General features: G+C 60.3%; 21 protein-coding genes. 6 read left to right on the top strand and 15 right to left on the bottom strand.

Features of this window, described 5'->3' with window-relative positions:
• Positions 1-33 precede the first annotated feature (33 nt).
• Positions 34-840 (bottom strand): hypothetical protein, encoded by an 807-nt coding sequence (locus tag DWX63_RS02850; protein WP_117786942.1) that lies wholly within the window; start codon positions 838-840, stop codon positions 34-36.
• 399 nt (positions 841-1,239) lie between these two features.
• Between DWX63_RS02850 and DWX63_RS02845 the strand changes: the two genes are divergently transcribed.
• Complete coding sequence (locus DWX63_RS02845; protein WP_117842763.1) at positions 1,240-1,752, top strand: hypothetical protein; 513 nt, start codon at positions 1,240-1,242, stop codon at positions 1,750-1,752.
• A 48-nt stretch (positions 1,753-1,800) separates the two neighbouring features.
• Here the strand turns inward: DWX63_RS02845 and DWX63_RS02840 are convergent, their stop codons facing one another.
• Entirely contained in the window at positions 1,801-3,000 is a 1,200-nt protein-coding gene (locus DWX63_RS02840; protein ID WP_117842762.1) for a hypothetical protein, read from the bottom strand.
• 5 nt (positions 3,001-3,005) lie between these two features.
• The gene (locus DWX63_RS02835) at positions 3,006-3,671 is read right to left on the bottom strand and encodes a PilZ domain-containing protein (RefSeq protein WP_158551649.1); all 666 of its coding nucleotides are present in this window, start codon (positions 3,669-3,671) and stop codon (positions 3,006-3,008) included.
• 692 nt (positions 3,672-4,363) lie between these two features.
• Between DWX63_RS02835 and DWX63_RS02830 the strand changes: the two genes are divergently transcribed.
• From DWX63_RS02830 to DWX63_RS02815, 4 genes are all read left to right on the top strand, one after another.
• Positions 4,364-7,402: an insulinase family protein gene (locus tag DWX63_RS02830; protein WP_117842760.1), complete on the top strand. Its 3,039-nt coding sequence runs from the start codon at positions 4,364-4,366 to the stop codon at positions 7,400-7,402.
• Positions 7,403-7,796: 394 nt separating this feature from the next.
• Positions 7,797-8,060 carry a type II toxin-antitoxin system HicA family toxin gene (locus DWX63_RS11665; protein WP_117842759.1) on the top strand — a complete coding sequence of 88 codons (264 nt, stop codon included), beginning with the start codon at positions 7,797-7,799 and terminating at the stop codon, positions 8,058-8,060.
• The gene (locus DWX63_RS02820; protein WP_117634371.1) at positions 8,053-8,382 is read left to right on the top strand and encodes a type II toxin-antitoxin system HicB family antitoxin; all 330 of its coding nucleotides are present in this window, start codon (positions 8,053-8,055) and stop codon (positions 8,380-8,382) included. Before DWX63_RS11665 ends, DWX63_RS02820 begins: the two co-directional genes overlap by 8 nt.
• Positions 8,383-8,516: 134 nt before the next feature.
• A complete protein-coding gene (locus DWX63_RS02815; RefSeq protein ID WP_117637423.1) occupies positions 8,517-9,113 on the top strand; it encodes a 5-formyltetrahydrofolate cyclo-ligase in 597 nt (198 codons plus the stop codon).
• Positions 9,114-9,155: 42 nt separating this feature from the next.
• On the opposite strand, the gene metA is transcribed toward DWX63_RS02815, so the two are convergent.
• Positions 9,156-10,082, bottom strand: coding sequence for a homoserine O-succinyltransferase (gene metA, locus DWX63_RS02810; protein WP_117637424.1), 927 nt, complete (start codon positions 10,080-10,082; stop codon positions 9,156-9,158).
• A gap of 211 nt (positions 10,083-10,293) precedes the next feature.
• On the opposite strand from metA, the gene DWX63_RS02805 reads away from it, so the two are divergent.
• Positions 10,294-11,271 carry an L-lactate dehydrogenase gene (locus DWX63_RS02805; RefSeq protein WP_117842758.1) on the top strand — a complete coding sequence of 326 codons (978 nt, stop codon included), beginning with the start codon at positions 10,294-10,296 and terminating at the stop codon, positions 11,269-11,271.
• Positions 11,272-11,655: 384 nt separating this feature from the next.
• Here DWX63_RS02805 and DWX63_RS02800 read toward each other — a convergent pair whose 3' ends face one another.
• The 11 genes from DWX63_RS02800 to DWX63_RS02750 form a co-directional block, all read right to left on the bottom strand.
• Positions 11,656-12,624, bottom strand: a complete 969-nt coding sequence (locus DWX63_RS02800) for an SIS domain-containing protein (protein ID WP_117842757.1) — start codon at positions 12,622-12,624, stop codon at positions 11,656-11,658.
• 144 nt (positions 12,625-12,768) lie between these two features.
• A complete protein-coding gene (locus DWX63_RS02795; RefSeq protein WP_117842756.1) occupies positions 12,769-13,524 on the bottom strand; it encodes a GntR family transcriptional regulator in 756 nt (251 codons plus the stop codon).
• Positions 13,525-13,526: 2 nt separating this feature from the next.
• Entirely contained in the window at positions 13,527-15,509 is a 1,983-nt protein-coding gene (locus DWX63_RS02790) for an ATP-dependent DNA helicase RecQ (protein WP_117842755.1), read from the bottom strand.
• Between the two features lie 377 nt (positions 15,510-15,886).
• Positions 15,887-16,606: a GntR family transcriptional regulator gene (locus DWX63_RS02785; RefSeq protein ID WP_117637428.1), complete on the bottom strand. Its 720-nt coding sequence runs from the start codon at positions 16,604-16,606 to the stop codon at positions 15,887-15,889.
• A 104-nt stretch (positions 16,607-16,710) separates the two neighbouring features.
• Positions 16,711-17,718 (bottom strand): YitT family protein, encoded by a 1,008-nt coding sequence (locus DWX63_RS02780; RefSeq protein ID WP_117842754.1) that lies wholly within the window; start codon positions 17,716-17,718, stop codon positions 16,711-16,713.
• Between the two features lie 353 nt (positions 17,719-18,071).
• Complete coding sequence (locus DWX63_RS02775) at positions 18,072-18,701, bottom strand: HAD family phosphatase (RefSeq protein WP_158559598.1); 630 nt, start codon at positions 18,699-18,701, stop codon at positions 18,072-18,074.
• 160 nt (positions 18,702-18,861) lie between these two features.
• The gene (locus DWX63_RS02770) at positions 18,862-19,845 is read right to left on the bottom strand and encodes an SIS domain-containing protein (protein WP_233503150.1); all 984 of its coding nucleotides are present in this window, start codon (positions 19,843-19,845) and stop codon (positions 18,862-18,864) included.
• A 198-nt stretch (positions 19,846-20,043) separates the two neighbouring features.
• On the bottom strand, positions 20,044-20,877 hold the full coding sequence (locus DWX63_RS02765; protein WP_117842752.1) for a PTS system mannose/fructose/sorbose family transporter subunit IID: 834 nt from the start codon (positions 20,875-20,877) through the stop codon (positions 20,044-20,046).
• Positions 20,878-20,890: 13 nt separating this feature from the next.
• The gene (locus DWX63_RS02760) at positions 20,891-21,685 is read right to left on the bottom strand and encodes a PTS sugar transporter subunit IIC (protein ID WP_117842751.1); all 795 of its coding nucleotides are present in this window, start codon (positions 21,683-21,685) and stop codon (positions 20,891-20,893) included.
• A gap of 36 nt (positions 21,686-21,721) precedes the next feature.
• Positions 21,722-22,645 (bottom strand): PTS mannose/fructose/sorbose transporter subunit IIAB, encoded by a 924-nt coding sequence (locus tag DWX63_RS02755; protein ID WP_117842750.1) that lies wholly within the window; start codon positions 22,643-22,645, stop codon positions 21,722-21,724.
• A gap of 183 nt (positions 22,646-22,828) precedes the next feature.
• Complete coding sequence (locus DWX63_RS02750; protein ID WP_158559597.1) at positions 22,829-23,911, bottom strand: DMT family transporter; 1,083 nt, start codon at positions 23,909-23,911, stop codon at positions 22,829-22,831.
• Between the last annotated feature and the right edge of the window lie 178 nt (positions 23,912-24,089).

Below are 24,089 nucleotides of genomic sequence, written 5' to 3'. Positions count from 1 at the left end.
CCCCAAAGTCAGCAGATATGCCATCCCGCTTGGTTAGTTGTTTCCGTTGGGAGTAGCAGCGAACTCAACGGTGACCTTATTGGTCTTGGTCAGATTCGCAAGATTATTGGTGTAGACGGCCTGGTCCGATCCCTCATAATAAAGATAAACGTTTACAACGTGATCCTGGCCAGGCAAGACCTCGCCAAAATTCGGTACCGCGTTACCAGTCTCAGAACTAAGCTTAACTACGTACTTAGTGGAATCAGCCTCTTGGCCGTACACAACCCATTTGCTAGAATCGGTGCCGTCAACAACCAAAACACGCAAGGCCTTAGCCAGGGCAGAGCCATTATTGGCCTCATCCTTGGCATCATACTTCCCGTTGGTAATGCCAGCGACCTTCAGGTCTTTCATCTTCTGGCCCTTAGTGCTCACATTGAAGGGAACATGAACGGCATAACCTTTTTCTGCAGCTTCCGCAGGGGTGCCATTCGCGCCAACCTTCTCCAGGGCATCCTTCAGCTTACCATCGGTGGTCGTCGTGCCGTTTCCCGTATAAAACAGACCAGGATGTGCATTGCCATCCGAATCCGCCTGCTCGCCGAAAGTCGCAGGGAAAAGGGGCGTGTCTTTCACATCCGTCTCGACAGCACTTTCGTTAGCGTCTTTTGCGCCAGTGGTGCCTTTCGCAATCGTCATGTAGGCAGCGTTCGACTGAGCGCTAATGCTGCTCGTCGTCGCCTTAACCGAGTTGTTGCTCACAAACCATGCGAAGGTGGCGGAGCCGAGGGCTACGGCTGCCACGAGGACCATGGCGATGGCGGCGCCCATCTGCTTCTTTAATGCCTTGGTATCCATACGGACCCCTTTCTTTCCCCATTCGTCCCAGATGACCCCCGAGAAGCCCGGAAGGGGAGCCCGCGCTTTCGTGTTGGATGTTGCTTGCCCATCCTTTTGATATGGAGTTGAGAATACCATAATTCTTACGATTTCCTTATGAGTTTTCGGCAGCCTACATTCCGGCAGATTCATAAGTCTACCTCAGGTTATATGTGGTGCTATGTGAACATCGTTTACCTTATTTGATCTCTCTCCCGCAAAGCTGTAAGTCCCTCTTAAGCCTTGCGACCGCAGTTCCACGCCATCGCATACATTCACCCTCCGCCGAGCTTCGCCCTAGCCCTTCCCCACCCGCTATACTGATGTAGCACGTGTAATTTCTGCCTGCTTGCGTAGGCTGTTTGTTAGGAGGTCCCTATGGCTGCTGCCGCTCAACCTAAAGGAAGCGTTTCTCCCGGATCGATCAAGCCGGTGACGCGCAAGGCCGTTCGCTGCCAGCGCGAAGTCGCCTGGTTGGTCACGCAGGCGGCCGGCAAGCTCGTCGCCACCACCGACGACGTCAACGCGCCCACGCCCAGCTTTGTGCTGGCGGCGGCCTTGTCGTACACCCGCGAGCTGGAGCGGGCCGCCCAGGACCGTGGCGCCGCAATCGACTACGAGGCCGTCATGGGCCCCGACCTCGCAAGCTTTTGTGCGGCTGCGGGGCTGCCCACAGCACCCAACGCGCTCTCGAACGCGGGCTACGTGTTCACCCTCTCGGGCGCGGATCTGATCCGCGACCTTTATGCCTACTGTGGCGACCTGGACGAACGCATGGGAGACGCGTCGCAGGTCAAACCGGGTTACGCGATTAAGCTCGCGCTGCGGCTGTTCTTGCTGGATGCCGCCAGCGGCAACGCCAGCGCTTCCAAAGACAACACCTGCGCATAGTAAAAGCGCCGGGCCGGAACATCAATCCCGGCCCGGCGCCTGTTCGTTCTACTTGTCCCCGTCGCCTACGGGCGAGTTCTTTTGGTTGCGGCGGTTACTCCAGGTCACGTTGTGCTCCTTGTAGTAATCGGGCGCCTCGTTGCCGCTCGCGCTAATGGGGTCGTTGCCAGTCAGGGTGTCGGCAATATCCTGCACGAACTTAATGAACAGGCTCGAGTCGTCGGTCTCGGACGAATCAAAGTCAAAGCCAAACTCCACCGCACCGCCGATGATCTTGTCCACGCACTCCGGGTCGTCGCCGTCCAGCCAAATGACCACGGTGTACTTGTCCACATCGCCCACGCGGAAGTTCGCATGGCTGATGGTCGTCACCACGTCTTTGGACGCAAACGGCTCGGTGTTGGGCTCGGGGTTGCCATCGGCCGCAGCCGCCGCATAGGTGGTGGGCTCGCCATTGCGATACACCCTCACGCGCGCCGCTTTATCCACGCCCTTGCTGGCGCTGACCACCTTGAGCTTGGCGCTATAGCCCAGATCGGTCTTGCCGGCGTTGCGGATATAGAAGGTGTACGTCACGTAGTTCTTGCCGTTGTGGCTACCGTCGATGTCGTCCAGGTTGTCGGGCAGATCCTCGGCAGCAATATTGGTGCCGTTATCCACGGCATCGGCGGCCAAGCGTGCGGTGGCGTTGTTAAAGTCGCCGTTGTCGGCAATGGCCACGCCGCGGCGGAACAGCTCCAAGCGGTTGAGGTTGATAGTGAAGTTACCCATGTTTTCCTGCATAAACGACAGGGCGAACAACACGCCAAAGGCAAGCGCCAGCACCACGAGGGCCTTTTGCAGCTTGTCCATGCGCAGCAGCGCCGTGCCGATGCGCTCCATGCGGCGCTTGGGCATGTACATGGAGACGACCGCGTCGGGGTCGATGTCGTCGAGGTCCTGGTCGGCCAGCGCCTGCTCCAGCTCCTCGATGCGCACCACGCCGCGCAGGTCGCGCTTGTGCTTGCTTTTGGGCTTGGACTTGCCGAAACGCTTGCGGGAGGTGGGAGGCTGATCGAGGGCGGAGTCCTCGCCGGGCGCGTCCTCGGCATTGACGCGGGGTGCGTTCTGCAACGTATCCTCGGCCTGGCCCTCGGTCAAATCCTCAGCCATGCCCTCGGCCAAATCCTCGGCTACACCCTCAGCCTGATTCTCGGCCAAATCCTCGGCAGCTTGATCTTTGTTGTCGTTGCGCTTGAACAGTGCCATGGCGATCAGAGCTTATATTTGGCGCGGATGTAGCCGACGTATTCTTTGACGAGCTCGCGCTCCATGTCGTCGGCGTAACGGAACTGCAGGCCGCAGACGTTGCGGTACAGGCTGCCCTTGGGCGCGCGGCGCACCCAACACACGATGCCCAGCTGCTCGGGCAGCTCGTGGCGCTCGCCCTGCAGGCGGATCGTGGGCATTTGCACGGCCAGGGCCTCGCCCACGTCGGGGTAATCGTTGAGGTAGATAGCCAGACCGCCGGCCGAGACGTCGATGGTCATGGCGTCCTCGGGCTCGGGGGTCGGCGCGTTGTCGCGCTGGTAGGTCAGGCGCATGGCGACCTTAAAACGCTCGTCGCGGCGCTTGACAAAGCTGCGCTGCTCGGCGACTTTGCGCATTTTCCAATAGGTGCGGATGCCCTTTTTCTCGACTGCCTCGGGATAGCCGGCGAGCACGAACGTCTCCTCGCCTACTTTGTACTGCAGCAGCAGCTTTTGGTTTTCGTCCATGAGCAGCGGCTTGCCGGCAAGCATGGGCGCGCTCATAAGAAAGTACGCCTCGTCCAGGTCCTCTTTGTACGTGGCGAGCATGTTGAAGTCGGTTTTTTGGCCCATGGGCACGTCGAATGCCACCTGAAGCTTAGTCCCCGGCGTTATCTGTTGCTCTGCCATGTATTCTCCCCTAGTCGCGGGCGCCGATATCATCGTCGTGCGCGATGCACATTGGGCTATTGTAACTGCTTTGCTGTGGGTTGCAGCGCAGGGTGCGCGAAATGGTGCGGATGCGGCGGCGCGGGTGAACGTGCAGCCGCTCTGTGCGCGGCATCAATCTGGCAGCGATGCATGTCCCCGACAGACCGTCTGTCTGCCTGTCTCTCAGCTATCTCTCGTAATTATCTCTCGTCTCTCATTTATCTCTCAGCTTAGAGATGAGTGAGAGATGAGAGACAAATTGGCCGTTATTGGTTCAATCAAATCACGTTCGCACATGTAAACGCATGTATACAGGAACTTTGACTCGATCCCCCGGCCACCTTGCAGCATTGCTATCTCTCGTAATTATCTCTCATCTTTCTGCTATCTCTCGTATTAGAAATGAGTGAGAGATGAGAGATACGCGAGCGATGCATGAGCGTGGATTATTGGACGGTTGAAAAATGAGCGTGGATATTTGGACGGTTTTTGGGCTTTTGGAGGCCGATTCCGTCCGAAAATCCACTGTAATTCGGCTGGCGTCCGAAAATCCACGCTCGTGTGTCAGAAAATCCACGCTCATCCGGCAGATTGGTCGAAGGCCCCATATGGGTATACTCTCGGAGATTCGACTCGATTCGCCCCCGTTGGGGCGTCAAAGGAGACTGCATATGTCCACTACCTCAACCGACCCGCGCGCCGCTGCCGCCGCGCTGCTGGTGCCCGGAACCACCTGCCACGGCTTTACCGTCGAACGCCGCGAGACCGTGCCCGAGCTCGACGCAGACGCTTACGTGCTGCGCCACACCGCCTCGGGCGCTCGCCTGCTGTACCTAGCGTGCGACGACGAAAACAAGGCCTTTGCCATTGGCTTTAAGACGCCGCCGGCCGATTCCACCGGCGTGTTCCATATTCTTGAGCACTCGGTGCTGTGCGGATCGGCCAAGTTCCCCGTCAAGGAGCCGTTTGTCGATCTGATCAAGAGCTCCATGCAGACGTTCCTCAACGCCATGACCTACCCCGACAAGACCATCTACCCCGTTGCCACCACCAACGAGCAGGATCTGTACAACCTGATGGACGTGTACCTGGACGCGGTGTTCAACCCGGCCATCTATACCAAGCCCACCATTTTTGAGCAGGAGGGCTGGCACTACGAGCTGGACCTGCCGGAGGGCGCTGGCGGCGAAGGCAGCACCGCCAGCCTGCGCGAGGGCACGTTGCGCTATAACGGCGTGGTGTTCAACGAGATGAAGGGCGCGTTGTCCGACCCCATGAGCGTGCTGGACGACGCCGTCAACGCCGCGCTCTATCCCGACACCGCCTATGCGCACGAGAGCGGCGGCGACCCACGCGCGATTCCCGCGCTCACCTACGAGCAGTTCCTGGATACGCACGCGCGCCACTACAATCCTTCCAACTCTTATATAACGCTCTACGGCGACCTAGATGTGGACCGCGCGCTGGCGTTTTTGGACGAGCGTTATCTGTCGCAGCCGAGTGCCGCGAGCCGCCGCATGGACGCTGCCGTTGCCGCCGGTGAGGACCCGTCCACGCTGGCACCCAATCCGCTGGGCGTGCAGGCACCCGTGACCTGCGAGTACAAGCGCGTCGAGATGGCCACCACGCCCGAGAACGCCCTGGTGGGCCTGGGCCTGGTGCTGGGATCAGCGCTCGACCGCAAGCGCACGATCGCGGCGGACATCCTGTTCGAAGCGCTACTGGGCTCCAACGAGGCGCCGGTTAAGAAGGCCATTCTGGCCGCCGACCTGGGCGGCAACGTGGTGAGCTACACCGCGGCCGAGAGCCTGCAGCCCTACGAGCTCATCATGCTGCAAAACGCGCAGCCCGGCGTGGCGCGCGAGCTGCGCCGCGTGTTCCAGGACGCCTGCCGCGACCTGTGCGAGCACGGCGTTCCGCGCGAGCGCCTGGAGGCCATCATCAGCAGCAACGAATACGACCTGCGCCAGCGCGACTACGGTATCGCCGACGGCGTGGCCATTGCGTGCGACGCGCTGAGCACGTGGCTCTACGATGACGACGCCGCGACGCTGGCGCTCAAGTATGGCCCGGTGTACGAGGAGCTGCGCGGCGAGCTGGAAGGCAGCTACTTCGAGGACCTGCTGTGCGAGCTCGTGCTGGAGAACGACCACATGGCGCTGGTCGAGCTGGTGCCGGTGGACGCCAGTGCCGGATCGGAAGGCGCCGAGGCGGCAGAGCTTGCCGCCAAGCGCGATGCCATGACCGATGCCGAGCTTGCCGATGTGGTCGAGCGCACAGCCGCGCTGCGTGCCGCACAGGAGGCCGAGGACACGACCGAGGACAAGGCCACGCTACCGCGCCTGCGCGTGTCCGACATTGGCGAGGCACGCCCCGAGCCGCCGCTCGTTGTGGACACGACCGCGCCCATCCCGTGCCTGCGCCACGACATCCCCACCAACCGCCTGGCCTATGCCATGCAGTATTTCGACCTGAGCTGCGTCGCATTTGAGGACCTGCCCTATGTGACGCTGCTCTGCCGCCTGCTCAAACAGCTGCCCACGAGCGAGCACTCGGCCGAGGAACTCGACAATCTGCTCGCCGGCAAGCTGGGCTTTTTGAGCTTTACGACCGAGGTCATGACACAGCCCGACGTGGACGGCGTGCGCCCTTATCTGCTGGTGAGCGCCGGCGCCCTGTCCGAGAAGATCGATGCGCTGGCGAGCCTGCCGCGCGAGGTGTGGTCGAGCACGCTGCTGGCAGACGCCGACGCCGACCGCGTGCGCGACGTTCTCACGCAGATTCGCATTGGGCTTGAGCAAGGCTTTATCAACAACGGCCACTCGGCGGCGCTCTGTCGCGCGATGAGCTACAGCTCGCCTTCGGCCGTGGTGCGCGAGCAGCTTTCGGGCGTGGATTTCTATCTGTTCCTGCGCGATCTGCTCGACCACTTTGACGAGCGCCTGGACGACCTGCGCGCCAAGCTTGCCGAGCTGGCGGAGCGTATCTTTGTGGCCGATGGCTGCATGGCGAGCTTTACCGGCAGCGACGAGGACTTTAACGCGTACTGGGATGCCGCGGGCAACCTGGGGCTGGGTGCGGGCGACGGTGCTGTTGCCGGCCGCGACGCGCTCGCGGTGCCGGCGCCGTGCGACCGCCACGAGGCTTTCGTGATCCCCAGCGATATCTGCTTTGCCGCGCGTGCATGCGATCCGCGTCGCCTGGGCATTGACGTGACAGGCGCTTGGGCCGTGGCCGCCAACGCGCTCTCCTACGATTACCTGTGGAACGAGATTCGCGTGAAGGGCGGTGCGTACGGCTGCGGATTCCGCGCAGCCGGCGAGCGTCAGGCGGCGTTCTACACCTACCGTGACCCGGCGATCGATCCTTCGATTGAGCGCGTGGAGCGCGCGGGTGCATGGCTTGGCAGCTTTGAGCCCGACGAGGCTGCCTTTGAGGGCTTTATCGTGAGCTGCGTGAGCGGCATGGACGCGCCGGTGAAGCCGTACGCGCTCACCAAGCGCCGCAACACGACCTACCTGGCCGGGCTCGATCCGCACGCACGCGAGGAGCGTCGCGCCCAGATGCTCGCCGCCACGCCCGGTGAGCTGCGCTCGCTCGGCGCCGACGTGACACGCATCGCAGCCGAGTCGCCCAACTGCGTCTTTGGCAGCCGCGAAGTCATCGCCAAGAGCAACGCCGGCTTTAACGTCGTCGACCTGCTCGGCTAACGCACAAAGGTAGATTTTTGGGACATGCCCGAAAATCTACCTTTTCTTTTGCCGCTGCTTGGGCGGGGCAGCTCACCCCGTCCCACCAGTTTGTCTCGATCTGTAACATCTAGGCGGCAATATTGGCTCCAGATGTTACAAATCGAGACGTTTCCGGATGACGCTGACCCTTTGTCTCAATCTGTAACATCTAGGTCCGATTTTGCCGAGTTACTGTTACAGATCGAGACAAACCGCCGCAGACACCCGTCCCACCAGCAAAAACCACCACGAAGTGGCAGGTGCCTTTGTGTTGGTACGAACACTTATTCTATACGTACACATGTTCTATAGTAGGGGTGCTTGCATCGGACTTAAATTGCAACTAGGATATAGTTGCAGAATGTGAGGCGGGATGACTCGGACCGATAAACTCATCGCCCAACTGCTTAGCTGCCCTTCGACGTATCGGTATGCCGATTTTTTAAAAGTCATGGTCTCATATGGCTTTGAAATGGACAGCAAAGGCAAGACTTCCGGATCGCGCGTTCGCTTCTACAGGCCCTCAGATGGCAGGATGTTCGTGATGCACGCGCCTCATCCATCTGACGAATTGACAGCGGGGACAATTCGAAACATCGTTCGATTTCTGCAGGATGTCGGAGGCAGTCATGAGTAACGTTTTGGCATACAAGGGCTATTTCGCCCCAGTCGAGTTCGATGCCGAGCAGCGTGTACTAACAGGTATGGTCGCCGGCATTAGAGACGCAATCGTATTTGAAGGCTCCACGGCTGAAGAAGTGGAGCAATGCTTCCACGACGCCGTCGACGATTACCTTGAGTTTTGCGCCGAGAAGGGCAAAGAGCCCGAGCGGGCTTTTAAGGGCTCGTTCAACGTAAGAACGGGCTCTGAGCTCCACAAACAGGCGGCGCTGGCAGCGGCAAAGAAGGGCGAGTCACTCAATAAGTTTGTGACTGAAGCGATCGCTGCGGCGTTGTAGCGTTATCGCATAGGCACAAACCACCACGAAGGAGGCAGTGAACTGCACCCTCGTGGTGGTTTTGACGTTTGCCCAGATAAAACCTGCCAAAATAAACCTGTCCCTTTTTGGTAGGTTTGGGAGAGGAGGCTGGGATGGATAAGGCTGAGTTGCGGCGGGCGGTGATTGCTCGGCGCGATGCGATTGATTTGGATGTTCGGGCGGCAAAGTCTACTGTCATTTGCGCGCGGCTTGTTGAGTTGCTGGGCAGCTCGGGTGCCGCGGCACCGCACACCGTTGCCGTCTATGCCGCGATGGGTTCCGAAGTCGACCCAGCCGCGTTTGCCGCAGCTGCCGCCAAACGCGGCTGGCGCGTGGCCTATCCGTGCATGCTCTCGGCAATTGATGCCGCAGCTCGTGGCCAGCGCATGTGCATGCGGACAGTCGCTGTCGACGATGCGTCCGCGGCTCCGTTTATCGCCCACCCCACGCGGGCCTTCGCGGCCATGGACATCGACAGCGACCACTTCCCTATCGTGTCTGCAGAGGCCCTCGACATGGCCATCGTGCCACTCGTAGCCTTCGACCGCGCCGGCGAGCGCCTGGGCTACGGCGGCGGCTGCTACGACCGCTACCTGCCCATGCTCTCGCCCGCATGTCAAATCATCGGCATCGCCTTTGACGAACAGCGTGTCGACCACGTTCCCACCGACGCCCACGACCTGCCGCTACCCCACATCATCAGCGCCTAATCGCCGCCACGTCAGCCACGGCTACAGCAGTACCACCGCAGTCTAGTGCTCCTCGCCGGCGCGGGCCAGGTCGTAGGGCGTGGTCTGGTAGACGTAGTAGTTGAGCCAGTTGGTGTAGAGCAGCTGAGCTTGGCTGCGCCAGACGTTGCGCGGCTCGGCGGTGGGGTCGTCGCCCGGGAAGTAATGTGCCGGCACATCAGGATCAAGCCCGCGCTTCACGTCGCGCTCGTACTCCAGACGCAGCGTGTCGGTATCGTATTCGGGATGGCCAAAGACAAAGAAGCGGCGACTGTCGGTCGACTTGACGATATACAGGCCCACCTCGTCGGACACTGCCACGACCTCGAGCTGCGGCTCGGCCTCCACGTCCTCGCGGCGCACATCGGTATTGCGCGAATGCACGGCATAGAAACGGTCGTCAAAGCCGCGGACCAGCGGGCTCTGCGGCTTCACCAGATAATGCTCGAACACGCCGCTCGCCTTTGCCGGCAGGTCGTACTTCTGAATACCGTAATGATGGTAGAGCCCCGCCTGCGCGCCCCAGCAAATGTGCAGCGTAGAGTGCACATGCGTGGTGGACCAGTCCATGATCTGGCAGAGCTCGGGCCAGTAGTCGACCTCTTCGAACGGCATCTGCTCCACCGGCGCTCCTGTGATGATCAAGCCGTCGTAGTGAATGTCGCGGATGTCGTCGAACGTGCGGTAGAACGTCTCCAGGTGGCCGGCGCTCACGTGCGTGGCCTCGTGCGTTTTGGTGCGCAGCAGGTCCACCTCCACCTGTAGCGGCGTGTTGGAGAGCTTGCGCATGATCTGCGTCTCGGTGGCGATTTTGGTGGGCATGAGGTTGAGGATGAGCACGCGCAGCGGACGGATGTCCTGATGCAGCGCGCGGTACTCGGTCATGACAAAGATGTTCTCGCTCTCGAGCTGCGCGGCGGCAGGGAGGGCGTCGGGGATGCGAATGGGCATGGATGCTCCTTACGAGTCAGTTGCAGCTATGGTACAACGAGCGACCCCATCCGCGCGAGCACATCGCCCAGCGATGCCGTCAGCGGCCCGAATCACTCCAAAAATAGAGATTAAGGCATGTCCCAAAAATCTACGGCACTTTAGCCTAGCAAAGTGACGGCAGGACGCTACAATGGTTCGACGCGAAAAACTCGGCCGGAAGGATACGTATATGTACCAGACGCGTAAGATCGGTGTGGTCGGCCAGGGCCACGTAGGAGCACATGTTGCCAACAGCCTGCTTATGCAGGGCATTGCCGACGAGCTGTACCTGTGCGATATCAACGAGGCCAAGGTGACGTCCGAGGTCCAGGACCTGCGCGACTCCCTTTCGTTTGTCCCGTATAACACCAAGATCGTCAATTGCTACGACCACTACGAGGAGCTGGCCTGCTGCGACGTCATCGTTAACGCCGCCGGCAAGGTCACGCTGGCCGCCGGCAACCGCGACGGCGAGCTGTTCTTTACCACCGACGCTGCCCGCACCTTTGCCAAGCGCATCGTCGACGCCGGCTTTGACGGCATCTTTGTGAGCATCTCCAACCCCTGCGACGTCGTGTGCACCGAGCTGTGGCACCTGACCGGCTACGATCCCAAGAAGATCATCGGCTCGGGCTGCGGTCTGGATTCCGCCCGCCTGCGCACCGAGATCTCCAAGAAGGTCGGCGTGAGCCCCAAGTCTATCGACGCCTACATGATCGGCGAGCACGGCTTTAGCCAGCTGGCTGCCTTTAAGGCTGCGACCATCGCCGGCAAGAGCCTCAACGAGCTCCAGGCCGAGAACCCCGACAAGTACGCCTTTGACCACATGGAGGTCGAGGAGCTCGCGCGCAAGGGCGGCTACGTAACCTACCAGGGCAAGCAGTGCACCGAGTACGCCGTCGCCAACTCCGCCGCGCGCGTCTGCGCTGCCGTTCTGCACAACGAGCACGCCGTGCTTTCCGCCTCCACGCTCATGACCGGCCAGTATGGCGAGGAGGGCATCTTCACCTCCCTGCCGTGCGTGATCGGCGCCGAGGGCGTCGAGGAGGTCTACACGCTCGACCTGTCCGAGTACGAGCTCGAGGGCTTCCACAAGAGCTGCCAGCACATCCGCGACAACATCGCCCAGCTCGACTGGTGGGATGCCGAGGCCTACGACGCAAAGTAGGCCGCCGCTTGACGCGACACCTCGCACACACGGCCGCAATGTAGAGCGGGCCGCGCCGGAAATCCCCGGTGCGGCCCGCTTTTTATTGACCCCAACAGCATGCCTGCAGATTTAGGTCTAATACTTTTCCTGCAAAGTGAACGAGCCAAATCGGACCCCCGAAGCATCGACACTTTTCAGACGCCATTTCCTGCGATTTCGTCGAGATTTACCTGCGGTTTTGGCACCAAAAAGTGCGGATGCTTCAGGGATCCAAAATAGGTCGTTCACTTCTGGGGAAAAGCATTTGACTTCATTATTCGACAGCTGGGACGGGGTGCCGCGACGCAGACGGGACCCTCGTTTGGCGAAGGCCCCGTCGTAAAAGTTCGCTTTCCCCGCTACTTAGTACTGCTCAACGCCCATGTAGCGACGAACCTCGGGGCTGTGGTCGAACACCTTGCCGCGGGCGGCGCGCAGCTCGCAGCTCATGTTGTAGAAGAAGATCGGCTCCAGGTACGAACGCACGCTGGCAGGCACGTCGCCCACGCCGTACTCGAGTGCGTCGAGCACCATGACCGTATCGGTGTGCGTGTTGAGGAACGCCAGCGCGCGCTCCTCCATGGGGCGGCACTCGCCCGATCCGAGCTGCACAAAGTAGAACACGCCGGGCTCGGTAGCCTCGAAGGGGCCGTGGAAGTACTCGCCGGAGTGGATGTAGCAGCAGTGCTGCCACTGCATCTCCATGAGCGAGCAGATGGCCATGGCGTAGGTCTGGCTAAAGTTGGGGCCGGATCCCAGGATGTAGAAGAACTCGTGCTGCTGGCAGAGCTCGGCAAAGCGATCGCCCAGCTCGGCGTTGACCTTCTCGCGGGCAGCGGGCAGCAGCGCATCCATCTGCTTAAGGCCGGCGTACATGTCGGCAAGCGCCTCGTAACCCTCCTGCTGGTGGAGCAGTTCGGCGGCGATCAGAGCGCCGATGCCCTGCGGCACCTCGGCCTGCGACACGCCCTCGCCCCAAGGGTAGACCCAGGTGGTCCACTTGCCGTTATCAATCTTGGAGCCCTCGCAGTCGGTCATGGTCACGACCTCGGCGCCGGCAGTCAACGCCATCTCGCAACCGTCGACGACCTCCTGCGTATTGCCGCTGTGGCTGCAGGCGATGACGAGTGACTTCTCGCCAAGACTCTTGGGGGCCATCAGGCAAAACTCGCGCGCCGTGTAAACCGTCGAGGTAAACGTGGTCGCCTCGCGCTTGAGCAGCTCGTTGGCCGGCATCAGGTCGATCATCGAACCGCCGCAGGCAATCCAAAAAACGTTCTCAATCTTGCCCTTGCGCTCGATAATTTCCTGAACCAGATCATGTGCGTTCATCCTGATGTTCCTCCTTGTGGGGCGGCTTTGAGCGACGACAGCTCGTACCTGCGGTCGTTCTATGTTGTCCTATTTATAGCACGCAAGCTGTCGCAGGTGAAGTCATTGCGGCAAATTTGTTCCATATTGTTCTATTCGTGGATGTTAGATGTCGAACACGTAGCGCGAGCCCACGATCTTTTGGCGCCCGAGCAGCAGGGGGCGCTCGTCTGCATCGGTAAAATACGCCTCCATATAAAAGAGAGGCTCGCCGACCGGCACCTCCAGCAGCGGGGCCACCTGGGCATCGGCAAGCGCGATCTCCACGGTACAGGGGTCGGACTTGAGCGGCGCGCGGCCCGAGTGGTCGGCAACGAGCGCAAAGATCGAGTTATCGGTGAGGTCCTCGGCGGCCAGCGTCTGCAGGTAGGGATGGTCGGCGAGCACAAAGGCGTTGTTCTCGAGCATGACGGGGATGCCGTCGGCCGTGCGCACGCGCTCGACCACGATAAGCTCACTGCCGGGCTCCACGCCAAAAAACGCCGCGTCCTCGCGCGTCGCCGCAACCACCGTGCGCGACACCAGGCGCGCTCCGGCCACCATATCGTTGGCAGCACAACCCTCAGTAAAACTCTGGACGTCACCCTTCTGGCGAATCTTGCGCTTGAGCTTGGGCGCGCACACAAACGTGCCCCTCCCCTGCTGGCGGTTGAGATACCCCGCGCGCGATAGCTCCTCGATGGCACGGCGCACGGTGACGCGTCCCACGCCATAGGACTTCGCGAGCTCCATCTCGGAAGGAATGCGCGAGCCGGCTGCGTACACGCCGCGCGCGATCTCGCCCTTCAGGTCGTCCATAACCTGCTGGTACAGCGGCACGGCGGAAACATCTGCGCTGCCGGTTTTATCGTCGAATGCCATCGTTACGCTCCATCCCGCGCATGCTCGGACTCAAACTCTTCAATCGCCGCCATAAACTGCTCGCCAAAGGCGTCGGCCTTTTTCTCGCCGATGCCGTTGACCTGGATAAGCTCGTCGCGCGTCTGCGGACGCAGGCGGCACAGGCCGCGCAGGGCCTTGTCGGAAAAGACCATGTACGGCGCCATCTCGAGCTCGGTCGAGATTTCCTTACGCAGGGCACGCAGGCGCTCGAACAGCTCGGCATCGTCGCCCACACGCGGGCGCTGATCCAGCTCGGCCTCCTCGCGCAGCAGATCCACCGCACGGCGGGCGCGGGCCGAGGCCTTGCGCTTGGACGCGCGACGCTTAACGGTAAAGGCGAACGCCTCGTCCTCGGCCTCGCCGGCACGCGGACCCAGGCCCACAACCGGGTACTGCCCCTGCGAGGTGGCCAGATAACCGCGGCCGCACAGCTGGCCGATGATGTCCTTGATGCGCCCGGCCGATTCGCTCGACAGCTCGCCATAGCCGCGATCCTCGTCCAGATGCATCTGGCGAATACGCTCGGTATTGCCGCCGTGGAGCACGTCGGCGATAAGTGACTTGCCGAAGCGCATGGGACGCGTGGCCACATAGCGCACGGCGGCGCGGGCCATATCGGTGACGTCCTCGACCTCGAACTGCGTGAGGCAGTTGCTGCAGTTGCCGCAGCCCTCGGCGTCGTCCGCGGCGGTGCTGCCCGCACCAGCCGCGGCAGCATGCTCGGCCGCGGCCTCGTCGCCAAAGTAGCGCAGCATGTATTCGCGCAGGCAGCCGGTGGTATTGCAGTAGCCTTCCATCTGGCTGAGCAGGCGATATCGATTCTGGAGCGCCCATGCGCGCTGCTCATCGTCGAGCGCCTCATCGGCAGCATCGCCGCGGTCGATCAAAAAGCGACGCATGCGAAAATCGTTACCGTTCCACAGCAGATGGCAGCTGGCCGGGTCTCCATCGCGGCCGGCTCGACCCGCCTCTTGGTAGTATGCCTCGATGCTCTCGGGCACGTTGTTGTGAATCACGTAGCGCACGTTGGGCTTGTCGATGCCCATGCCAAAGGCGTTGGTGGCAACCATCACCTGGATATCGTCGTCGATAAAGGCACGCTGGCTTTGGCGGCGGGCGTCGTTACCCATGCCGGCATGGTAGCGGCCAACGCGAATGCCGCTGGGTCCCAGCGCCTCGGCAAGCTCGCCTGCCAGCGCATCGACCGTCTTGCGGGTGGAGCAATACACGATGCCGCTCTCGCTCGAATGCGCGATCACGTAGTCGCGCACCCAGGCAGTCTTGGCCTTGTCGCCCATCTCCTCGCAACCAAAGTAGAGGTTCTTGCGATCGAAGCCCGTCACCACCGTCGCGGGGTTTTGCAGGCCGAGCATCTGCTGAATGTCCGCACGCACGCGCTCGGTCGCCGTGGCGGTAAAGGCAGCCACGATGGGGCGCTGCGGCAGCGAATCGATAAACTCGCGAATCTGCAGGTAGGCGGGGCGGAAATCCTGCCCCCACTGGCTCACGCAGTGGGCCTCGTCAATAGCCACGAGTGGCACGCCAATGCCGCCTTCAGCCGCGGCCTCCTGCGCAAAGGCTAAAAAGCGAGGCTCGAGCAGGCGCTCGGGTGCCACGTACATAAGCTGGTAGCGACCCTCACGCGCCCGCTTGAACACGGTGTTTTGCTGGGCCGGCGTAAGGCTGGAGTTGAGATAGCTGGGCCGCGCACCCGCCGCGAGCAATGCGCGGGTCTGATCCTCCATAAGCGACAGCAGCGGACTCACCACAAAGGTGATGCCGGGCAGCATGAGCGCGGGCACCTGGTAGCAAATGGACTTGCCGGCGCCCGTGGGCATAACACCCAGCGCGTCGCGACCGGCAAGGATCGCATCGACCATGCGGTCCTGTCCCGGGCGAAACGAGGTGTAGCCAAAATAGGCGCCGAGCGTGTCGAGCGCCATCTGCTGCATGCTATCGATCATGGTTTCCTAACGTCCAAGTCATCTGCCGCCGATTATACGCCGCTATGCGGACCAGCGTCGTACGGCTGCCGGCCACGCTCATTCTGCGGGTAGTCATTGGGGACGTTCTTGAATGACTAGTCGTTTAAGAACGTCCCCAATGACTATCTTGATAAGCGCGGAAACATCGCCAGTTGAGCATAAGTCAGCGAAAACGCCCCCAAGCGAGCAAGGTGACGTGAAAGAGGAGGGAAGCGTACTTCGGTACGCGACCGACGATTGAACGTCAGATTGCCGCTTAGGGGCGTTTGCAGCGTCGACCGGTCCGCCGTTCGTTAGAACGGCGGAACCAAGGGCGCAGCGTCGGCCCGTTACGCGGTTTGGTAAAACCGCGTAACTTACATGACCATAACGTAGCGCGATCCCACGTAGTACTGCTTACCCATCAGGACCGGCTCGCCATTGGGGCCGATAAAGCCGGCACGCAGGTTGAGCAGCGGATCGTGCGGGGCAATGCCCAGCTCGGCGGCCTGCTCGGCGTTGGCACGAACGGCCTCGACCGTACGGTAGCCAACCGAGACAATCGGTGTTCCGCCAACACGCTCGACCTCGGCAAAAATCGACTTGTCCTCAAGATCGGCCGTCAACAGCTCACGGTAGGCGTCAAACGGCACAAAGATGTTCTCCTCAAAGATGGGCTCACCGTCGGCCGTACGCACGCGCTTGATATGCAGCAGCAACGCATCCTTCTGCAGGCCAAAGAACTCCATCTCGTTTTGGCGCGCCGGAACGATCTGACGATCGATCACATGTGCGCCCGCCTTCATGCCGTTGTCGGCACACAGCGCGGTAAACGTCTGCAGCGTCGAGGCGTGAAACTGGCGATTGATGTGCGGCGTGGAAACAAAGGTGCCGCGGCCCTGCTGCTTAACCAGGTAGCCATCGGAGCATAGCTCCTCGACGGCGCGGCGCACCGTAATTCGGCTCACCTCGTACTGCTCGGCTAGCTCGAGCTCGGACGGAATACGCTCCTTGGGTGCATAAACACCTTTCTCGATCGCATCCTTGATTTCGTCGTAAATCTGCTGGTAAAGCGGTGCATTTTTGGGTGCGGGCATATCTGATCACTCTTATCAAAATAGCGAAATAACTAATACGTATATAACGTCTTTTTATATGTTACCTCAGTTGGATAAAACGATACACCACATACAGCAAAACCTTACTTGCCGTCGTCCTGTTGCAGACTGTCCTGCTCGCTGAGGCGCGCCTGCCTGCTGGCCATGCGTGCGGGCTTGTCGGGATCGGGAACGGCCGTGGGCATGGGCTCGTCGACATGACCACCCCACCAGCCGCCCACAAAGCTGAGCGTGTGGAACACGTTGATCACGGCACCGGGATCAATGTCGCACACTAGCTTGATAATGTCCTGGCTCTCGTAGGTCGAGACAACGGTGTGCAGCAGGTACATCTTTTCACGGCTGTATCCGCCGATGACCTCGGCGCAGCTAATACCATGCTGAAAATGGTCAACATAGGCGGTCATGACCTCGTCTGCCTTACGCGTTGTGATCTGCAGCGTCACACGGTCGTAGCGATGATAGAAGCTGTCGATGGTCTTGGTCGAAATAAACTGGAACACTATGGAGTACGCCGCGTTATCCCAGCCAAACATAAAGCCAAAGATCGCCAGGATAAAGCAGTTGAAACCAAAGATGACACCCCAGATGGTCTTACCCGTGTGGTTGGAGACCCACAGCGCGATAAAGTCGGTGCCGCCGGTAGATGCGCCGGACTTAAGCGCGATGGCAGCGCCCAGACCCGAGACCACGCCGCCAAAAATGATGAGCATGATCTTGTCGCCCAAAAACGGGGCGAAATGAAAGATGTTGAGGAACAGCGACGAGAGCACAACTTGCATCATCGAGAAGATGACGAAGCGCTTGCTAATGCCGCTCCAGCATAGGAGCGCCACAGGAATGTTGAGCGCGAGCATACCGAGCGAGATGTCGATATGAACGCCACCCAGCGAGGTAACGCGATCGAGCAGGACCGCGACGCCGGTGAGACCGCTCGGAAGCAGATCGGCGGGCTGAATGAACGCCTGGATCAGAAATGTCTGGAGAACGGCAGAAATGGTGACCGCCACAGCGGTAATAGCGCGGCGGACGATGGTAAGGCGGCCGAGCACGAGCACGCGGTCCGTGAGCTGATCGATGGCGTTCGCCACGTAGGCTCCCTTCGAAGGCAGATGTAGTTGTGGGGCATGTCGGCGATTGTAGCATGGAGCGCGAGAGGGCGCTTCAATTCACCCTCTCTCGACAACCAAAACGAGCCAGCAGCTCCCCAACCAAAGAGCCAAATTCTAAGTGAGTAGACTTTTCGCGATCTACCAAGCACACTCAAAACAGCCACCTCTCCGACCTGCGGTTTTACTAAGGCAGATACGCTTTGTGCTCGGCATGTGCCAAAGAGTCTACTCACTTAGTCCGAGTCGAAGCCAAACGGATCTAAATTGAAGCCAAAATGAGCCAATCCACCGCAAGAGACGTGTGAATCCGCACTTCTTGCGGCGAATTGACGCTACAAAGCGGTCAGAATGTCGGCGAGGTTGTCGATGACGGCGTCGGCTCCCGTTTGGTCCAGGTTAACGCCCTCGTGCGGACGCAGTGCCAGGACGCGCGCGCCGGAGCGCTTGCCGGCCTCGATGCCCAAAGGCGAGTCCTCGATAACCAGGCACTCGGTAGGCTCCACACCCAGCGCCTCCATGGCGCGCAGGTAGATCTCGGGATCGGGCTTAAACGCACTGCACTCGTGACCGCTAATGGTGTAGTCCAGCACGTCGGCGATACCGGCAATCTCCACTAGCTCGTCGATGAGCTCGCGGTAGGACGAGCTCGCGATGGCACACTTGACGCCGCGCTCGTGCAGCTCGCGCATCACCGGCTCCGTCTGCTCGTTGAGCAGCTCGGCATACGGAACAGGGTGAACCGGGCTGTAGACCTGCTTGTACTCAACGCGCAAGCGCTCGCGCAGCTCAACATCGTCGGGCACCAGCGCCTTCCAAATGGCGGGCTCGTTAGACCCCGAAAGATCGGGGATCTCGTCAAAGTGGAACCCCTTCTCCTCCATAAACGCCACGCGACGACGGTTGTAGAACCACTCGGTATCGACCAGCACGCCATCCATATCAAACAGCACTGCCTTGATCATACGCATCTCCTCCCACCTGCCAAAAAGGGACAGGTTTATTTTGGTAGGTTTTACCTGGGGTTTTGCGGAGCGACAAACACGTCCTCCCCAGAGCAAAAAAGGGGATGGGGCGAAAACCCCATCCCCTCTCAATCAACCCGCAAGGTCTACTTACTTGTGATTAGTAGGAAAGCTTCCACATGTAGCGACGCATGGTCAGCGGGTGCTGACGGGCCTCGGCGATCTGGTTGCCGTACTCGCGCATAACGGCGAGGTGCAGCAGCGGGTTGAAGTAGGTGACGACGCTTGCCGGCACGGCGTCGGCTAGACCGTAGTCCTTGGAGTCGATCAGAGCGACCTTGGCGCCCATGCGCTTAAGGAAGGTGAGGGCGCGGGCGTCCATCGGACGGGTGGCACCATCGGACATGAAGAAGACGTAGGGCTTACCCTCGGTGGAAACCTCGAACGGGCCGTGGAAGTACTCGCCGGTGTTGTAGGCGGCGGCGTCGATCCACTGCATCTCGGTGAACAGGAAGGCGGCGTGAGAATAAGCCATCTTCTCGGAGGCACCAGAGGCCATGAAGTAGATCATCTTGTCGTCCTTGAAGTCCTGGGCGAACTGCTTGGCGAGGCCCTTGGCGGACTGAGCGGCGTTCTCGCAGAGCTCGAAGACGTTGGTGAGGCCGGTGATCATGTCCTCGTAGTGGTCATAGCCTTCGGTCTGCTGAAGGATCTCGAGAGCAAGAGCAATGGCGTAGCCGGGCTTCTCGCACTTGGCAGCGTAGTTGGCGTGGAAGCCGTGAACGATGACGTGGTCGGCGTCGACGGTCAGAGCGGAGCCAGCCTTGTTGGTGAGGGAGACGACCGGGCAGTTGTGCTTCTTGGCGGTCTTGTTGGCCTCGACGGTCTCGGGCGTGGAGCCACCGAGGGAGCAGGTGATCACGAAGGTGTGCTCGTTGACCCAGGAGGGCGTGTCGTAGTTGAACTCGTTAGCGGTGAAGATCTGAACGTTCAGCTTGTCCGTGTTGTTGGCCAGGAAGTACTTGGCGGGGTAAAGGTCGGACATGGAGGCACCGCAGCCGACGAAGGCGACGCTGTGGATCTCGTGGTTGGACAGGACGTCAGCGACGATCTGCTTAGGGAGGTTAAGGTCGATCTCGTACATCTGACACATTCCTTTCGATTATTGCGGCGCCACTTTGCCGGACGCACGCAGGGTTACCGTGATTTGGACCGAGTCGCCGGCCCGTTGAGGATGTGACAAAGGAGCTGTCCCTTTGACACATTTAGGGATGGAAGCCTGCCTGGGGTATGGGATGCCAGGCAGGCCCCCGGGGGAAAGCGGTTAGACGCTTGGTCGCGACTAGGCCAGGATGCCGGCCGCGGAGAGGGCGATGCCGCCCACGATGGCGATCACGAGAAGCCAACCGGTGTTGACGTTCTTCTTGATGAGCCAGTACATAAGGCCGGTGAGGCCAAGGGAGATCATCTGGGGCATCATGCCGTCCAGGATGTCCTGGATCACGACGGTGCCGTCAGCGAACTGCAGCGGGGTGGTGGCGCCGATCAGCGTAGCGATCATGCCGCCCACGGACATAAGACCCACGATGCCGCAGACATACATGAGCTTCTCCATGAGGTCGCCACCCTGGAGCTTGCTCAGGTACTCGTGGCCGCCCTGGTAGCCGATCTTGGCAGCGAACCACGTGATCAGCACGGAGGGCACAATGGAGATGAGCATGGCCAGGATCGGACCCATGATGGAGCCCTGCTGAGCCAGCTGAACGCCCAGGCCAAAGGCGATAACGCGAATGGTGCCCTGGAAGAAAGAGTCACCGATGCCGGAAAGCGGGCCCATGAGGGAGGTCTTGACCGCGTTAATCGAATCGGGATCGAAGTTCTCGGGATCCTTGGCGTACTCCTCCTCCATGGAGGCGGCGAGGCCTAGGACAAAAGCGCTCGTCTGCGGGGTGCAGTTGTAGAACGCCATGTGACGGTGGTAAGCCTCTTTCTTAGCAGCGAGCTGCTTGGGGTCGGACTCGTCCGGATAGAGGCGATCGAGCGTGGGGACCATGCCGTAGAGGAAGCCCATGTTCATCTGACGCTCGTAGTTCCAAGAGGCCTGGATGGCCCAGGAGCGCCAGAAGAACTGGCTGACCTTCTTGTTCAGGGACACGTCCTTGGTTGCGGTTGCCATAGTGTGTTCCTCCTTAGTCTTCGTCGTCTTCGAGCGGATCGTAGTCGGAATCGACACCGGCGGCTGCATGGGAACCGTTGAACTTGAAGCCCATGAAGACAATAGCCAGGCACACACCGATCAGAGCGACCGCGATGACGGACAGGTTGAGGTAGGCGGCGAGCAGGAAACCGATGAACAGGAACGGGGTCATACCCTTCTTGATCATCATGGTGAGCAGCAGGGCCAGACCGTAGGCGGTCATGATCTTGGTCGAGACGTTCAGACCAACGGACAGCCACTCGGGAACCATGTTGACGATGGCTTGGACCAGGTCGGTACCGACAAAGACGGCCAGGAAGATCGGCAGGAAGTACATGACGGCGTACAGACCGGAGCCGGCGCAGATGTGCATACGGTAAGCGGTCTTGAACTTTCCGTTATCGATCGCGCTATCTGCCACATGGGTGAGGGCGGCGATGATGGAACGGAACACGATGCCGAGGAGCTGACCCAGGACGGCGACCGGGATGGCGATCGTCATGGCGGTCTCGGCGGAAGCATCGGTCAGGCACGCAAAGGCAGCGGCCACGATGCCGCCCAGGACCATATCGGGCGGAACGGCGGCGCCGACCTGCACCAGGCCCATGGACACGAGCTCGACGGCGGCACCGACGGCAAGGCCGGTGGGCACATCGCCCAGCAGCAGACCGACGAGCGTAGCGCCAACGAGGGGCTGCTCGAAGTTAAGACGACCGAGCAGGCGGGAGTCCCACATGCAGAACACGCCGACGAGGCCGACGAGCACCGCACTGATGAACGTATTCATACCCTTCTCCTTTCAGTCAGGCAAACGCCTGGTTGATTACAGCTTGGCGTCGATGTCGACGCTCTGATACGTAGGGGTCTGCTGGACGTAGAGCTTAATGCCCATGTCGAGCAGTTGGTTGACGTCGGCCTTCTGGGCGGCGTCGAAGAAGACGGAGCTGTCCTTGCCGCCGACCTGCTCGGCACCGTCGTGGTTGGCGGTGGCGCCCAGGTTGATGGCGTCGAGCTTGTAGCCCTGGCAGAACTGCAGCATCTCGGCAGTGTTGCCAAAGACGAACATGACGCGCTCGCCGAGGGTGTTGAGCCTGTCCATCTTGGCAAGGGCACGCTCAACGGTGAAGACGTTCAGGCGCACGCCCTGGGGCTTGGCCAGCTTAAGAGCGCCCTTCTTGATGTCATCGTTGGCGGCAGCGTTGTCGACGACGATGATGCGCTCGGCCTGAACCTTGGTGGTCCAGGTAAAGACGACCTGGCCGTGCAGCAGACGGTAGTCAAGACGTGCGAGGACGATCTTGGCGGGACCGGAGCTGTGACGGGACGCCTTGGCCTTCTTAGCGGGAGCCGCGGCGACCTCGACCGGTGCGTTGGGGTTGGTCAGACCGGTGCGGGCCTCGTTGATGAGGGCCGCGAGCTCGGTGCCCTTGACGGGGGCGGGGCTCATAGCAAGCGTGAGCGCCAGCGGGATGTTGAAACCGCTGACAACCGTGAACTTCGTGCCGTTCTTGGAAAGCTCGACCATGTTGTTGTTGACCGAGCTACCGAGCATATCGGTTAGCACATACACGGTGTCGTCCGCGTTGAACGTGGCGATCATAGCCTCAACCTTATTGGTGATGGGCTCCTTGTCGTCACGAGCAAGCGACACGACGTGGACGTTCGACACGTCGCCGAGAACCATCTCGAGCGTGTCTTTGGCGCCTGCGGCCAGGCCGCCATGAGATGCGAGAATGATCTGATTCATCTTGCCTCCTCCTTTTCGTTATGGTCATTATAACGTCTTATACGTTGTTTATATTGATAATTAGTATATAAACCGTTCGCGGGTGAAAAACGACCGTTGGCGGGTTTAACGTACTTGAAACGTTGGGGCTGGGTAGGTCGGCGCTGGCTGGATAACCCCAGGTCGGACGCCGCGCGCAACCCCCTATCGCACGAAGTACCAGGGGCTTTCCTGCACGGTGGGCTCCAGCGCAATGCCCGTGCGCTCGCGGAAGAGATCCATGTCCTGCGATTTCTCCGTCCACCACGCGTTGGGCTTAAAGGTCATGCTCTCAACGACATGGCCGACAAACACACTGTTGCGCAGCTTGGAAAAGTCGGTGTTCATAATCACGATGGACGCGAGCACCAAAACGATGCCCAGAACTTTGATCGCGCCGGCGGGCTCGGCGTAGACACCAATGCCCAGCAGTACGGTGACGACTGTCTCGAATGACATTACGACGGGAACTTTCGACGTCTCGAGCCCCATGGACAGACCCTGCATATATAAGATGTAAGCCACGGCTGTGGGGATGAGTCCAAAGCCAAGGAACAACAGCAGCAGCTGTGGCGACATTGCCGCGGCGACATCCGGCCACGGAGCCGCGATAGCTGCCATAACCGCACCGCCAAAAACAAAGCCCCAAAACGTGACAGCCAGCGGGTGGACCGTCTTGGTTGCTATCCGGCTAAACACCGCGAGCGACGCACCACAAAGGCCTGCAATCACGCCCGACGTGACGCCCCAAACCGAAAAATGAAAACCGGAAAGGTCGCCATTGGTCACCGCAAGCACGCAGCCAACGATGTTAAAGACAATGGCGATGAGTTTGTTGAGGGTCACGTCCTCGCGATAAAGTACGCGGCCGAGCGCGACGCCAAACACCGGCGACGTGTAGAGCAGCACCGATGCCGTGGACATGCCCACCTCGCGCATGCACTCGTAATAGCAGGTGTTGGCGGCAGCCAAACCGACGATACCGACAAGCGCGCAGGAAACAAGCTCTTTAGGGCTTGCCTTGAACAGGGTCAGCGGACCCTGAACCACGGTAGACTCCTCACCCGGACGGCAGCCCATAAACATCAGGACCGGCGCCAAGATAAGCGCTCCGACCAACAAGCGAAAGGCAGCCATGCTCTGGGACGAAACGCCCATGGCCGAGATGCCGTTTACAAAGATTCCGATGCTGCCCCACATAAGCGCGGCGATCAGCACCAGCACATAGCCCAGATTGCTCCTCTTCAACGCAGCCTCCTCAGTATTATTTCCAATATGTTTCATGCTACGTTATAGTCGTTATATACATTTTTCAAGGCACAAATCGGCGAACGGGAAATCTCTCGACACAAGGAGTGTCCCCAACTGCCGGCACAGACGATATGAGCAGGACATAAAACATTGAGAGCCCCTGCTGCATGAAAGA

The sequence above is a fragment of the Collinsella sp. AF20-14LB genome, assembly GCF_003459505.1.
GTDB lineage: Bacteria > Actinomycetota > Coriobacteriia > Coriobacteriales > Coriobacteriaceae > Collinsella.
This window is presented reverse-complemented; position numbering and strand designations above follow the sequence as displayed.